This is a genomic window from Streptomyces sp. NPDC002773, assembly GCF_040295605.1.
GTDB lineage: Bacteria > Actinomycetota > Actinomycetes > Streptomycetales > Streptomycetaceae > Streptomyces.
Genome location: NZ_JBEOVO010000028.1, coordinates 68,381 through 81,195 on the forward strand (window position 1 = coordinate 68,381; position 12,815 = coordinate 81,195).

Annotated in this window: 15 protein-coding genes; 8 read left to right on the top strand and 7 right to left on the bottom strand. The window is 71.6% G+C overall.

The features are described from left to right. Window positions 1–57: 57 nt before the first annotated feature. Genes ABT034_RS27405 through ABT034_RS27420 form a run of 4 tightly spaced genes read left to right on the top strand, consistent with a single transcriptional unit; the run spans window position 58 to window position 1,643 of the window. Window positions 58–609, top strand: coding sequence for a MarR family winged helix-turn-helix transcriptional regulator (locus tag ABT034_RS27405; protein ID WP_351219710.1), 552 nt, complete (start codon window positions 58–60; stop codon window positions 607–609). Between the two features lie 31 nt (window positions 610–640). Beyond that, window positions 641–1,159, top strand: a complete 519-nt coding sequence (locus ABT034_RS27410; protein WP_351219711.1) for a sigma factor-like helix-turn-helix DNA-binding protein — start codon at window positions 641–643, stop codon at window positions 1,157–1,159. After that, window positions 1,156–1,407: a hypothetical protein gene (locus tag ABT034_RS27415; RefSeq protein ID WP_351219712.1), complete on the top strand. Its 252-nt coding sequence runs from the start codon at window positions 1,156–1,158 to the stop codon at window positions 1,405–1,407. Before ABT034_RS27410 ends, ABT034_RS27415 begins: the two co-directional genes overlap by 4 nt. A 44-nt stretch (window positions 1,408–1,451) precedes the next feature. Further along, the gene (locus ABT034_RS27420; protein ID WP_351219713.1) at window positions 1,452–1,643 is read left to right on the top strand and encodes a DUF1059 domain-containing protein; all 192 of its coding nucleotides are present in this window, start codon (window positions 1,452–1,454) and stop codon (window positions 1,641–1,643) included. Window positions 1,644–1,734: 91 nt separating this feature from the next. On the opposite strand, the gene ABT034_RS27425 is transcribed toward ABT034_RS27420, so the two are convergent. Then, window positions 1,735–2,889 (bottom strand): cystathionine gamma-synthase, encoded by a 1,155-nt coding sequence (locus tag ABT034_RS27425; protein ID WP_351219714.1) that lies wholly within the window; start codon window positions 2,887–2,889, stop codon window positions 1,735–1,737. A 71-nt stretch (window positions 2,890–2,960) separates the two neighbouring features. Between ABT034_RS27425 and ABT034_RS27430 the strand changes: the two genes are divergently transcribed. After that, window positions 2,961–4,073 (top strand): hypothetical protein, encoded by a 1,113-nt coding sequence (locus ABT034_RS27430; RefSeq protein WP_351219715.1) that lies wholly within the window; start codon window positions 2,961–2,963, stop codon window positions 4,071–4,073. Between the two features lie 90 nt (window positions 4,074–4,163). Next, window positions 4,164–4,829 (top strand): peptide-methionine (S)-S-oxide reductase MsrA, encoded by a 666-nt coding sequence (gene msrA / locus ABT034_RS27435; protein WP_351219716.1) that lies wholly within the window; start codon window positions 4,164–4,166, stop codon window positions 4,827–4,829. A 767-nt stretch (window positions 4,830–5,596) separates the two neighbouring features. Here the strand turns inward: msrA and ABT034_RS27440 are convergent. Beyond that, the gene (locus ABT034_RS27440; RefSeq protein ID WP_351219717.1) at window positions 5,597–5,983 is read right to left on the bottom strand and encodes a DUF1330 domain-containing protein; all 387 of its coding nucleotides are present in this window, start codon (window positions 5,981–5,983) and stop codon (window positions 5,597–5,599) included. A gap of 178 nt (window positions 5,984–6,161) precedes the next feature. After that, the gene (locus tag ABT034_RS27445) at window positions 6,162–7,202 is read right to left on the bottom strand and encodes an NAD(P)-dependent alcohol dehydrogenase (RefSeq protein ID WP_351219743.1); all 1,041 of its coding nucleotides are present in this window, start codon (window positions 7,200–7,202) and stop codon (window positions 6,162–6,164) included. Between the two features lie 141 nt (window positions 7,203–7,343). Here ABT034_RS27445 and ABT034_RS27450 point away from each other — a divergent pair, with 141 nt between their 5' ends. After that, complete coding sequence (locus tag ABT034_RS27450) at window positions 7,344–8,210, top strand: helix-turn-helix domain-containing protein (protein WP_351219718.1); 867 nt, start codon at window positions 7,344–7,346, stop codon at window positions 8,208–8,210. Between the two features lie 76 nt (window positions 8,211–8,286). Here the strand turns inward: ABT034_RS27450 and ABT034_RS27455 are convergent, their stop codons facing one another. Both ABT034_RS27455 and ABT034_RS27460 read right to left on the bottom strand, forming a co-directional pair. After that, entirely contained in the window at window positions 8,287–9,561 is a 1,275-nt protein-coding gene (locus ABT034_RS27455; protein ID WP_351219719.1) for a L,D-transpeptidase, read from the bottom strand. 182 nt (window positions 9,562–9,743) lie between these two features. Then, window positions 9,744–10,088, bottom strand: a complete 345-nt coding sequence (locus ABT034_RS27460) for a hypothetical protein (RefSeq protein WP_351219720.1) — start codon at window positions 10,086–10,088, stop codon at window positions 9,744–9,746. Window positions 10,089–10,198: 110 nt separating this feature from the next. On the opposite strand from ABT034_RS27460, the gene ABT034_RS27465 reads away from it, so the two are divergent. Continuing rightward, window positions 10,199–10,468, top strand: coding sequence for a hypothetical protein (locus tag ABT034_RS27465; RefSeq protein ID WP_351219721.1), 270 nt, complete (start codon window positions 10,199–10,201; stop codon window positions 10,466–10,468). Window positions 10,469–10,559: 91 nt separating this feature from the next. Here ABT034_RS27465 and hutH read toward each other — a convergent pair whose 3' ends face one another. Next, window positions 10,560–12,101 (bottom strand): histidine ammonia-lyase, encoded by a 1,542-nt coding sequence (gene hutH, locus ABT034_RS27470; protein WP_351219744.1) that lies wholly within the window; start codon window positions 12,099–12,101, stop codon window positions 10,560–10,562. 229 nt (window positions 12,102–12,330) lie between these two features. Next, window positions 12,331–12,798, bottom strand: coding sequence for an RICIN domain-containing protein (locus ABT034_RS27475; RefSeq protein ID WP_351219722.1), 468 nt, complete (start codon window positions 12,796–12,798; stop codon window positions 12,331–12,333). Window positions 12,799–12,815 lie beyond the last annotated feature (17 nt).

The window sequence follows — 12,815 nt, forward strand, 5'->3', positions numbered from 1 at the left end:
GCCGCGTACTCTGTCCCCCACCGACCGACCACCCCCGCACGAGAGAGACCCACAGCCATGCCCACATCTCAGGACATGACGACTGAGCTCGACCCCGGTCTCCTCGATGCCCTCCAGCACCAGGTGGCCGTCTTCGCCCGCCGGGCCGAGCAGACCCGCCTCGGCGGCACGGGCCAGCTGCGGAACTCGATGGACCGGGCCGCGTACCTCCTCCTCAACAGGCTCGACCAGGAAGGCCCGATGGGCGTCAAGGCGCTCGCGGCGGGCATGGGCATCGACTCGTCGACCGTCACCCGCCAGGTCGCCCCGCTCGTCGACACCGGCCTGGTGAAGCGCACTTCGCACCCGGAGGACGGACGGGCCGTCGTCCTCCAGCTCTCGCCGCGCGGACTGGCCCGTCTCGAGGAGGTCCGTTCCTCGCGCCGCCAGCTGATGGTGGAGGTCACGGACGGCTGGACGCCGGACGAGCGGGAGTCCTTCTGCACCCTGCTCACCCGCTTCAACACCGCCCTGTCCGTACGGCAGTCGGCCCACACCGGCCACGCCGGGGGCGAGTCCGGGGCCACCGCCGCGACCGAGGGACCGAGCGAGTCCGCGCCGACCTCTTGACCCCGCACCCCCGCTGCCCTCAGATGAGGACGTGCGAGAGGACGTACGAGAGCATCGGAGCGGCGCGGGCGCCGGACGTACCGAACGCGCCCGCCGCGCCGAACGTGCCTACCGCGCCCAGGAGTTCGAGGCGTTCGTCGCCGGGGCGGCGGGCCGGCTGCTGCACGCCGCGACCCTCCTCACCGCCGAGACCCGCAGCCGCAACCCGCACGCCCAGGCCCTGCTGACCGTCTCCCTCGCGCACACGTACGCGCGCTGGGACCGGTTGCGTGACGAGGACCCGTACGACCTCACCCGGCGCGACCTCGCCGCCCGCTTCGCCCGCACCGCCTGGCGGCACCGCGGCGGCCGGGGCGGGGTGCTCTCCGCCCTCCACCCGCAGGAACGGCTCGTCGTCGTCCTCCGGCTGTACGAGGGGGTCGCCGAGGAGCAGGTCGCGGCACTGCTCGGCCTGCCGGAGGCACGCGTCCGCGCGGTCTGCGCCCGATCCGTGGCCGCGCTGAGGGCGGCGGCCGGACGGAGCGGCGCCCCTGGGGAGACGGCCGCGTGACCCGGCACGAGGACAAGGAGGCCGCGGTCCGCCGGCTCCTCGACACCGCGCATCCGCCGGTCCCGGGCGACCTCGCGCGGCGGGCGGCGGAACGCGGGGCCCGGCGGGCTCACCGCGCCCGGACGGTACGCCGGGTGCTCTGGTTCCTCGGCGCGGTCGCCGTACTCGCGTTCGTGGTGTGGGCGTCCGCGGCCCGGCCGTGGGAGGTCCCGCCGGCGGAGACGACACCACCGCTCGAAGGGTGGTGAGGACGGGCCTAGCCTGGAACGAGGGGGTCTGTCTGGAGGTCGCCATGGCCAGGAAAGCATCCGACTGCCGGGACGCCCCGAGCGTCTCCGGCTGCTCGCTGTACATCTCGGGCGAGGAGGAGGAAGTCCTTCGCGCGGCCGTCGAGCACGCCGTGTCCGTACACGAGCACACGGACACCCCCGAGTTCCGCGAGGAGGTCCGCGGCTACCTGAAGGACCCGCTGCCCGGGACGTGAACGAGCCGGAGGACCCGGCACTCCGCCGTGAACGGCGAAGGGCCCGGCCCCCTCCCGCGGGGTGGCCGGACCCTCCGTACGGAACCGGCTGCTAGCCCAGCGCCAGGCGCAGGTCGGCCAGCAGGTCGTCGACGTTCTCGATGCCCACCGAGAGGCGGACCAGGTCGGCCGGCACTTCGAGGGCGGAGCCCGCCACGCTCGCGTGGGTCATCCGGCCGGGGTGCTCGATGAGGGACTCGACGCCGCCGAGGGACTCACCGAGCGTGAAGAGCTGCGCACGGTTGCAGACCTCGACGGCCGCCTCCTCGCCGCCCTCCACGCGGAACGAGACCATGCCGCCGAAGGACCGCATCTGCTTGGCCGCGACCTCGTGCCCCGGGTGCTCCGGGAGACCCGGGTAGAGCACCTGGGTGACCTTCGGGTGCTGGGTCAGCATCTCGACGATCTTCTCCGCGTTCTCGCTGTGCCGGTCCATGCGGACCGCGAGGGTCTTGATGCCGCGCAGCACGATCCACGAGTCGAAGGGTCCGGCGACCGCGCCCATCGCGTTCTGGTGGTACGCGAGCTCCTCACCGAGCGCCTCGTCGGCCGTCACCAGCGCGCCGCCGACGACGTCCGAGTGCCCGCCCATGTACTTGGTGAGCGAGTGCACGACGACGTCCGCGCCGAGCGCCAGCGGCTGCTGGAGGTACGGCGAGGCGAAGGTGTTGTCGACGACGAGCTTCACGCCGGCCTGGCGGGCGACGCCCGCGACGGCCTCGATGTCGGTGATGCCGAGGAGCGGGTTCGACGGGGTCTCGACCCAGATCAGCTTCGTACGCTCGTTGACGGCGTCCCGCACCGCGTCGATGTCGGAGGTGTTCGCCACCGAGAAGTCCACGCCCCAGCGCTCCACGACCTTGGCGAAGAGCCGGAACGTGCCGCCGTAGGCGTCGTTCGGGATGACCACGTGGTCGCCGGGCGCGAGGAGCGTGCGCAGCAGGCAGTCCTCGGCGGCCAGGCCGGAGGCGAAGGCGAGACCGCGCCGGCCGCCCTCCAGGGCCGCCAGGTTCTCCTCCAGGGCGGTACGGGTGGGGTTGGCGCTGCGGCTGTACTCGTAACCGCCGCGCAGCCCGCCCACGCCGTCCTGCTTGTAGGTGGACACCTGGTAGATGGGCGGGACGACCGCGCCGGTCAGCGGGTCGGCGGTGTTGCCCGCGTGGATCGCGCGGGTCTCGAAGCTCTGGTGGGAGTGCTGGTCGCTCATGGTCAGGAGCGTAGTCCCGGACGACCCCCGGCGCCGCGATCGTCTCATCCGGTGTCCTGGACAATGGACGCATGGAGATTCTCTGGTTCCTGATCGCGCTGGGCATGCTGTTCGCCGTACTCGGTCCCTATCTGGCGCGCCGCCGCGGTGGCGGGGGCGGGATCCGGTTGGCGGCGCCGGGGTCGCCGGACGCGGCGGACCCGGAGACGTACGGGTTCGTGCGGCAGGAGGACCAGGACGTACGGCTGCCGGGCGCGGACGACGAGCTGCTGCACGTGCTCGACGTCGTCCAGGCCACCCAGGACTGGGGGGCGGCGTCCCGGCTGCTCGCCGCCACCGACAAGGACGGCGAGGTGCGCTGGCAGCGCGTCCAGGCCTTCGCGGGCGCCGCGTCCCTGGAGCTCCAGGAGCGGCCGGGCGTCGGCGGGGCGTGGCTGCGGACCTGGCGGGCGGAGGCCCCGAAGGACGCGGGCGGCGCGGCCGTGCACGCGGAGTTCCTGGTGCAGCAGGCGTGGCGGTCCTCGGCGGCCGGGACCGACGACTTCCGGATCATCTTGGAGGAGGCGCGGAAGGTCACCGAGGAGGCGGCGCTGCTCGCTCCGGGCGACCCCGTCCCGTACATCACGCAGCTGGCCGTGGCCCGCGGCCTCGGCTACAGCCACGAGCAGTTCGACCAGGTGTGGGCGCAGGTCATCGACCGCGCGCCGCAGCACATGGGGGCGCATCTGGCGGCCCTGCACTACTGGTGCGAGAAGTGGCACGGTTCGCGCGAGGAGGCCGACCACTTCGCGACGACGGCCGCGGCGCGCGCCCCGCGTGGCTCGCTGCTCGCGGCGCTGCCGCTGTTCGCGGTGTACGAGCACGTGCCGGACATGGTGCTCGTACAGGACTTCTTCCGTACGGCGGTGGTGTCGAAGGCGATGGACGGCGCGCTGTACGCGGTGCACTCGGCCCGGTCCGACGACCCGATGCTGGCGCACGTACGCCATCTGCTGGTCTGGTTCCTGGTGCGCGGGGAGCGGTGGGCGGAGGCCATGCACCAGCTGGTGAAGGTGGACGGGCACGTGGGCGCGGTGCCGTGGACGCTCAGCGGGGACCCGGCGGCGGAGTTCACGGTCTTCCGGAACCTGGCGGTGGCGGGGTACGAGGCGAACGGCGGCAGCCCGGCGACGCTGCCGCGCTGACGGGGGCACGCCCCGGGGCCGGGTGCCGGGGGAAGGATTCCCCCCGGCTCCTTGTTGAGCTGTCTGCCGACCGTCGAGGAGAGATGCAGCATGTTCCTGTCCCGCACCCCCGTCCTCCCCACCCCCGAGCAGGCCCTGCGCGGCCGTCCCGAGCCCGAGTTCGCCGTGCCCGACCGCCACACCGTGCTCGGCAACCCGCTGCTCGGCCCGTACCCGGAGGGCCTGGAGGTCGCCGACTTCGCCCTCGGATGTTTCTGGGGCGCCGAGCGCAAGTTCTGGCAGACCGACGGCGTCTGGACGACCCTCGTCGGCTACCAGGGCGGCTACACGGTCAATCCGGCGTACGAGGAGGTCTGCTCGGGTCTGACCGGCCACACCGAGGCCGTCCGGGTCGTCTTCGACCCGTCGAAGGTCTCGTACGAGAGCCTCCTGAAGCTGTTCTGGGAGTCGCACGACCCGACGCAGGGCTTCCGCCAGGGCAACGACGTGGGCACCCAGTACCGCTCGGCGATCCACACCCACTCCCCCGCCCAGGCCGAGGCCGCCGAAGCCTCCCGCGAGGCCTACCAGAAGGTCCTGACGGGCTCGGGCTACGGCACGATCACCACCGAACTCCTCCCGGCCGACGCAACGCGCCCCTTCTACCCGGCGGAGCCGTACCACCAGCAGTACCTCGACAAGAACCCCGGAGGCTACTGCGGCATCGGCGGGACGGGCGTCTCGTGCCCGATCGGCGTGGCCAAGGCCGACGGCTGACGGCCGGCTTCGTCGCGTGAGCTTCGGGACCTACGCACGGCGGGGTGCGTGACGAACGGTTGCCGCCCGCCAGGCGGTACACCGCACTGCGGTGTGCCGTCGGGCAGTACTGTCCGCTCGGCTTCCACGCGACCTGGACCTACCTCGCCGCGACGGCAGTCCCTTCGCCGGACCTCCGGCGGGACGCCTCCGCTCTGTTGCGCGCGCTGGACACCCTGGAGGCGAGCCGCGCGGTCCGGCTCGCGGAAGTGGCCTCCTTCGCGGCCCGCCGCCGGGTGGAGAAGGCGGCCGGTCGGCGGATTCCCGTGGGCGGGCTCGTGGCGGCCGCACTGGCCCACCGCAACGGCGCCCGTCCCGGCTGGGGCTCGTCGCCGCCGTGGCCGAGCGCCATAGGGCGTTCCGCGGGCTGCCCCGGCCCGACCCCACCCTCGTATCCGACAACGTGGCGCTGTGGCCGACGGAGTTGCACGACCGGCTCGACGCCTGCGGGGCAGCCTACGTCGCTGCCCTCGGAGTACCGGACGAGACGGCACGCGACGAGCTCGTCGACGTCCGTGCCGGCATCCGCGACGAGGTCCGTCCGGGCTACGCACCGCTGAACACTCACCTCCTCCAGTGGCTGCGCTTCGCGGACCTCCTCACGTGGCGCTGTCCCTGGTGGAGGATCTGGAGGCGGCGCTCGCCGCCTTCGAGGGAGCGGTGGTCGCGGTCGCTCCCACGACCACCGCTTCCGGGCGGGCTTCGGTGGCACCCGGCTCGAACTCCGCTCAGGCCGTACGGTCTGAGGCGGCGGCCGCGTGCGCCACGTCTGCCGCGGTGGCGCGCAGCACCGCTGCGGTCGCCGCCGGGTCGTAGCCGGGGCCGACGCCGTCGATCAGCTGGAGGTCGCCCGCCATGTGCCGGGCGCGCAGCGGGATCAGCTCCTGGTAGGCGGCGGAGTCGTACCACGCGCGGGCGTCCTCCATCGAGGGGAAGCCGACGAGGACGACCGCGCCGGGCCACTCGCCCTCCTTGACGTCCCGCTCGGGCGCTCCGTGCACGAGGAAGTGGCCGCCGAAGGGGTCGAGCGTGGACTTGACCCGCTCCATGTACTGGAGGACCTCGTCGTGGAGGGCGGCTGTCGGGCGCAGGTTCGCTATCGCGTATGCGGTCATGGGGACAGCGTGCCGGGCCGTGCCGTCCGGGGTCGATTACCCCGGAGGTCACGCCCCGGCGATCCCCCTGGCCGTCACGCTTCGGCGTCACGCCGGGCCATCGCTCCCGGCCGTCACGACCCGGCCCGTACCGCCTGACGAAACCGCCCGACGGAACCGCGCGTCACGCGGCGGGCGTTCAGATCGTCGACGTGTCGATCACGAACCGGTAGCGGACGTCGCTCGCGATGACGCGCTCGTACGCCTCGTTGACGCGGTCCGCGGCGATGACCTCGATCTCGGCGCCCAGGCCGTGCGCCGCGCAGAAGTCGAGCATCTCCTGCGTCTCGGCGATGCCGCCGATCATCGAGCCCGCGAGGGTCTTGCGGCCGCCGATGAGGGAGAAGAGGCCGACCGAGACGGGCTCCTCGGGGGCGCCGACGTTGACGAGGGCGCCGTCCGTCTTGACCAGGCTCAGGTAGGCGTCGAAGTCCAGCGGCGCCGAGACCGTGGAGATCACCAGGTCGAAGGTTCCGGCGAGTTCGGTGAAGGTCTTCGGGTCGCTCGTCGCGTGGAAGTGGTCGGCGCCGAGCTTCAGGCCGTCCTCCTGCTTGCGCAGCGACTGGCTGAGTACGGTCACCTCCGCGCCGAGCGCGTGGGCGATCTTGACGCCCATGTGGCCGAGGCCGCCGAGGCCGACGATGGCGACCTTCTTGCCGGGGCCGGCACCCCAGTGGGCGAGCGGCGAGTAGAGGGTGATGCCGGCGCAGAGCAGCGGCGCGGCCTCGTCGAGCGCGATGCCCTCGGGGATGCGCAGGGTGTAGTTCTCGTCGACGACGATGTGGGTGGAGTAGCCGCCGTAGGTGGGCTCGCCGTTCTTGTCGAGGGCGTTGTACGTACCGGTCATGCCTCCCGTGCAGTACTGCTCCAGGCCCTGGAGGCAGTAGTCGCAGGTGCGGCAGGAGTCGACGAAGCAGCCGACGCCGACCCGGTCGCCGACCTGGAACTTCGTGACCCCGGGGCCGACCTCCGCGACGATTCCGGCGATCTCGTGTCCCGGGACCATCGGGAAGATGCCCTCGCCCCAGCCGTCGCGCGCCTGGTGGATGTCGGAGTGGCAGATGCCGGCGTACTTGATGTCGATGAGGACGTCGTGCTCGCCGACGGGCCGGCGCGCCACGGTGGTGCGCTCCAGGGGGGCGTTGGCGGCGGGTGCGGCGTAGGCGGGGACGGCGGTCAGGTTCGTGGTCATGCCGTCCACGTTGCCCGGGATCACCACCGCTACCCAGCCACCTGTTCTGCCTACGACCGGCGTGCCTACCACTGGCAGGGTCAGGAACGTACGTCCGGCGGCGGGGCCGGGCGTCGATAATGGGGTCGTATGGACCCCAGTGCCGAACTCAGCGAATTCCTGCGCTCCCGCCGGGCCCGGCTGAAGCCGCAGGACGTCGGGCTGCCCGAGTACGGGCGGCACCGGCGGGTCCCGGGGCTGCGCCGTGAGGAGCTGGCGCAGCTTGCCGGGGTGTCGGTGGCGTACTACACCCGGCTTGAGCAGGGCAACGGCCGGAACGTGTCCACGGAGGTGCTCGACGCGATCGCGCGGGCGCTGCGCCTGAGCGACACCGAGCGGGCCCATCTGACGCATCTGGCGAAGCCGACGGTGAAGAAGCGGCAGCGGGCGGCGATAGCGCGCCCCCAGCGGGTCCGGGCGTCGCTTTCGCAGCTCCTCGACTCGATGGACGGGGTGCCGGCCTTCGTCCTGGGGCGCCGCCTCGACATCCTGGCGTGGAACCGGATGGCGCGGGCCCTGCTCGGTGACTTCGCCGCCTGGGAGCCGGCCGAGCGCAACATGCCCCGGATGATCTTCCTGGATCCGAACGCGCGGGATCTCTACATCGACTGGGAGCACAAGGCGGTCGAGGTCGTGAGCGTGCTGCGGCTGTACGCCGGCTGCTACCCGGACGATCCGCAGCTGCTCGCGCTCGTGGGCGAGCTGTCCGTGCGGAGCGAGGAGTTCCGCTCGCTGTGGGCGGCGCACACCGTGACCGATAAGGGGCACGGCACGAAGCGGCTCCGGCACCCGCTGGTGGGCGAGATGACGCTGTCGTACGAGTCCCTGAAGGTGGCGGGCGACGATCCGGACCTGGTGCTCGTGACGTACCACGCGGAGCCGGGGACGGCGTCGGCGGACGCTCTGCGGCTGCTCGCGCAGTGGGGTGTGGACGAGACGCTGGACGTACGGACGTAGCGAGGCGTCAACCGCTGAGGCCCCCTCCCGGTGCGGGAGGGGGCCTCAGCGGTACGTACGGCGTCCGCGTCCGGGATCAGACGGCCGAGCCGGCCTTCCAGTCCGCCCAGCTCATGTTCCAGCCGTTGAGGCCGTTGCTGGGGGCGATCGTCTTGTCCTTGGAGTTCTTGACGATCACGACGTCACCGACCATCGAGTGGTCGTAGAGCCAGGCGGCCTGCTGCTTCGGGTCGCCCGCTCCCTTGACGTCGTTGAGGCCGACGCAGCCGTGGCTGGTGTTGGCGGAGCCGAAGATCGAGTCCGGGCCCCAGTAGTTGCCGTGGATGAACGTGCCCGAGGTGGACAGGCGCATGGCGTGCGGCACGTCCTTGATGTCGTACTCGCCCTTGCCGTCGTCGTCCGTGAAGCCGACGGTGGCGCCGTTCATCCGGGTCTCCTTGAACTTCTCGGAGATCACCATCTCACCGTTGTAGGTGGGGTTCTCCGGGGAGCCGGCGGAGATCGGGATCGTCTTGATCGTCTTGCCGTCCTGGGTGACCGTCATGGTCTTGGTGGCGACGTCGACGGTCGAGACCTGATTGCGGCCGATCTTGAAGGTGACGGTCTTCTGCTGGACGCCGAAGACACCGTCGGCGCCCTCGACGCCGTCCAGGTCGAGCTTGAGGGTGACGGTCGAGCCCTCGGTCCAGTAGTCGTCGGGGCGGAAGTCGAGGCGCTGGGCGTTGAACCAGTGCCCGACGACCTCCTGGCCGGTGCTGGAGGTGACGGTGATGCCGCTCTGGACGGCCTTCTTGTCGGTGATCGCCTTGTTGAAGTTGATCGAGACCGGCATGCCGACGCCGACGGTGGAGCCGTCCTCGGGCGTGAAGCTGCCGATGAAGCTGTTGGCCTTGGAGACGGTGGTGAACGAGGAGTTCTCGTGCGCCTCCAGGCCCTCCGCGTCCGTGGCCGTGGCCGCGATCTTGTAGACCGTGGCGCGGTCCAGCTGCTCGCTCGGCTTCCAGCTGAGGCCGTCGGCCGCTATCTCGCCCTTGACCTTCGTGCCCTCGGCGGAGGTCATGGAGACCTCGGTGAGCTTGCCGTCGGTGACGGTGACCTTGGCGTCGTTGTTGATGGACGCGTTCTGCGTGCCGCTCTTGGGCGCGATGGTGATCTGCGCCTTGGACGTCTTGGCCGCCTCCGCCGCCTCGTCGACCTGGGCCTGTGACTGTGGCGTGGGGGAACCGGCGGCGCCGGCACCCTTGTCTCCGTCGTTGCACGCCGAGAGCACCAGCACACCACCGAGCACGGCGGCCGCGGCGGCCAGGCCCCTGCGGCGGCGCTTGCCGTCCTTCATCACACGCTTCTCCATCGTCGCCGATTCCCTGCCAACACTTACCTGAATACCCATGACACCCCGTCCGGTTCCGGAACCGGACGGTATGTGGGGAACGCCACTGATCGACACGCACGGGTGGTGCGTCCGGTTCCCGGCCCACGCGAAAGGCCCCGGGACGATGTCCCGAGGCCTCCGAACAGGGCGGTTCGCCGTCCCTACGGGCGCTCTTCCTCGTCGTCTTCCTCGGCCCCATCCTCCTCGCCGAGGTCCCACTCCAGCGCATCGGGGTCGTACTCGACCTCCTCGCTGCTCCAGGAGGCCTGGACCATCTCGATGCCGGGGACGTCCCGGATCAGGTCGAAGGGCTCGACGAGGTAGGCGAGGGCCTCGGCGCTGTCCTCGCGCGCGGCGGCGCGGGCGTGCACCCGCTCCTCCTCCGGCATGAACTCGTCGTCGTCGATCCGGCCTTCGGCGGCCTCGGCCAGCTCCGCCGGACCGTCGATCTCCAGAACCACATCGACCCGAAGGCGTACATAGCGTGCTGTCTCAGAAGTGCTCATGCTTCGGAGCGTAGGGGCCGCGGGCCCTCGGCTTTCCCGCGACCCGCTGTGTTCATTAGCATCGGCGCACCGACCAATTCACGGTTTCCGCAAGGGGGATCGAAATTTCCGTGTCCGCCGCCCGACGCCCACTGCTGACCGCGACAGCCGCGGGGACGCTGCTGTGCGCCCTGTGGTTCGTACCGTCCGCGAACGCCACCGACGAGCCGGGCGGGGTACGGGTCGGAGTGACCCTGGACGAGCCCGCGCAGGGCGGCGGCCGTCTCGCGGAGACCGGCGGCCTGGACACCGTGCCGTACCTGCTTGGCGGGACGGGTTTCCTGGGGGTCGGCGCGGGTTTCGTGGCGCTCGCGATGAGACAGCGGGGCCGGGCGTCCTGAACGCACGGGCCCCGCTGTTCCGGGACTGCTGTTCCGGTCTGTTCCGGGACTGCTGTTCCGGTCTGTTCCGGGACCCGTGCGGGGACGGACGTCAGGCCAGAGGGCCGGTGAACGGCTCCACCGCCGCGACCAGCTTCCCTTCCCGTACGAAGGTGTCGGCGGCGGCCAGGTCGGGGGCGAGGAACCGGTCGGGGCCGGGGCCCTCGACGCCGGCCGCGCGCAGGGCGGCGATGGCGGCCCGGGAGGCGGGGGCGGGGGTCAGGCCCTCGCGGAGCTCGACGCCGCGGGTGGCGGCGTACAGCTCGACGGCGATGATCCGGTTGAGGTTGCCGATCGCGGTACGCAGCTTGCGCGCGGCGGACCAGCCCATGGAGACGTGGTCCTCCTGCATGGCGGAGGACGGGATGGAGTCGGCGGAGGCCGGGACGGCGAGCCGCTTCATCTCGCTGACGAGGGCGGCCTGGGTGTACTGGGCGATCATCAGGCCCGAGTCGACACCGGCGTCCTCGGCGAGGAACGGCGGCAGGCCGTGCGAGCGGTTCTTGTCGAGGAGCCGGTCGGTGCGGCGCTCGGCGATGGAGCCGAGGTCGGCGGCGGCGATCGCGAGGAAGTCGAGGACGTACGCGACGGGGGCGCCGTGGAAGTTGCCGTTGGAGGCGACGCGGCCGTCGGCCAGGACGACGGGGTTGTCGACGGCGGCGGCGAGCTCGCGCTCGGCGACGAGCCGGGCGTGGGCCATGGTGTCGCGGCCGGCGCCGGCGACCTGCGGGGCGCAGCGCACCGAGTAGGCGTCCTGGACGCGGGGGGCCTCGCCGGCCTGGGCGTGGCCGGTGAGTTCCGAGCCCTTGAGGACGGCCAGCATGTTGGCGGCCGAGGCGGCCTGACCGGGGTGGGGGCGGATGGCGTGCAGCTCGGGTTCGAGGATCTTCTCGGTGCCGAGGAGGGCTTCGAGGGAGAGCGCGGCGGTGATGTCGGCCGACTTGTAGAGGGTGTCGAGGTCGGCGAGGGCCATGATCAACATGCCGAGCATGCCGTCGGTGCCGTTGAGGAGGGCGAGGCCCTCCTTCTCCTTGAGCTCGACGGGCGCGATGCCGTGCGCGGCGAGCAGCTCACCGGCGGGCCGCAGCTCACCGTCGGGCCCCTCGGCGTCCCCTTCCCCCATCAGGGCGAGGGCGCAGTGGGAGAGCGGGGCGAGGTCGCCGGAGCAGCCGAGGGAGCCGTACTCGTGCACGACCGGGGTGATGCCGGCGTTGAGGACGTCGGCCATGGTCTGCGCGACCTCGGGGCGGACGCCGGTGTGGCCGGACGCGAGGGTCTTCAGACGCAGGAACATCAGGGCGCGCACGACCTCGCGCTCGACGCGGGGGCCCATGCCGGCGGCGTGCGAGCGGACGATGTTGCGCTGGAGCTGGGCGCGGAGCTCCTGGCTGATGTGCCGGGTGGCGAGCGCGCCGAAGCCGGTGGAGACCCCGTAGACGGGCTCGGGCTTGGCGGCGAGCGCGTCGATGACGCTCCGCGCGGCGGCCAGCGCCTGCACGGCCTCGGTCGACAGCTCGACGCGGGCGCCGTGGCGGGCGACGTCGATGACGTCCTGCGGGGTCGTGCCGGACGTGCCGAGGACGACTGTCTGCATATCCATATTCAGCACCCTACGGATTGAAGACCGTCATGTCACTAGGTGATTTGGTCACTGTCCGGACGGGGGACGGACCCTTACCGTGTCGGTTGCGGCCGGGTGCGGTGATGGCTCGGCCGCGCGGGGTGGGCCTGGGGTCCCGGGGGCGGGGTCGCCGAAATCCCCCGATCACCCCCACCACCCACTCAGACGACGATGTCGGGTGCTACTCACGACGTTGGTGTGGTCAGTGCCACAACTGGTAGCTCGAGTTGTTGCAGGTGAAGGTGCGTACACCCTGCTCGCTGTCGTCCAGGCACTGCCCTGTGGCCCGGTTCCCCAGGACGAGGTTCGGCCCCACCCCCACGGCAAGCCACTGCTGGTGACGCGACTGGCGGTCGCACGGTGCCGTCTTCAGGCTGCCGGCCCACCCTCCTTCGTCCACCAGGCAGTCGGCTGTAACGACGTTCTGCAGCACCGCGTATGCGTTGTCGACGCGGTGGACCTCCCACTTCTGCCAGGCATCGCCATGACATCGGAGCGTACGCAGCCCCGCCTCCTGACTGTCGTCAAGGCAGAGGCCGGTGTACACGTTCTGGAACGTCTGCAAAGGAGCGGCCTGCTCCGTCGCGGGGGAAGCGGGAGCCGGTGAGGCAGTGGTCAGCGAGCATGCTGCCGCGAGGACCACCGCACTGGCCATGGTTCGGATTCGCATGAGGCTGACGGTAGGGA

Coding starts and splice junctions, on each gene's coding strand:
- ABT034_RS27455 (WP_351219719.1), bottom strand. CDS start 9,561: ATGGAGAAGCGTGTGATGAAGGACGGCAAGCGCCGCCGCAGGGGCCTG.
- ABT034_RS27475 (WP_351219722.1), bottom strand. CDS start 12,798: ATGCGAATCCGAACCATGGCCAGTGCGGTGGTCCTCGCGGCAGCATGC.
- ABT034_RS27430 (WP_351219715.1), top strand. CDS start 2,961: ATGGAGATTCTCTGGTTCCTGATCGCGCTGGGCATGCTGTTCGCCGTA.
- ABT034_RS27405 (WP_351219710.1), top strand. CDS start 58: ATGCCCACATCTCAGGACATGACGACTGAGCTCGACCCCGGTCTCCTC.
- hutH (WP_351219744.1), bottom strand. CDS start 12,101: ATGCAGACAGTCGTCCTCGGCACGTCCGGCACGACCCCGCAGGACGTC.
- ABT034_RS27460 (WP_351219720.1), bottom strand. CDS start 10,088: ATGAGCACTTCTGAGACAGCACGCTATGTACGCCTTCGGGTCGATGTG.
- ABT034_RS27425 (WP_351219714.1), bottom strand. CDS start 2,889: ATGAGCGACCAGCACTCCCACCAGAGCTTCGAGACCCGCGCGATCCAC.
- ABT034_RS27450 (WP_351219718.1), top strand. CDS start 7,344: ATGGACCCCAGTGCCGAACTCAGCGAATTCCTGCGCTCCCGCCGGGCC.
- msrA (WP_351219716.1), top strand. CDS start 4,164: ATGTTCCTGTCCCGCACCCCCGTCCTCCCCACCCCCGAGCAGGCCCTG.
- ABT034_RS27420 (WP_351219713.1), top strand. CDS start 1,452: ATGGCCAGGAAAGCATCCGACTGCCGGGACGCCCCGAGCGTCTCCGGC.
- ABT034_RS27440 (WP_351219717.1), bottom strand. CDS start 5,983: ATGACCGCATACGCGATAGCGAACCTGCGCCCGACAGCCGCCCTCCAC.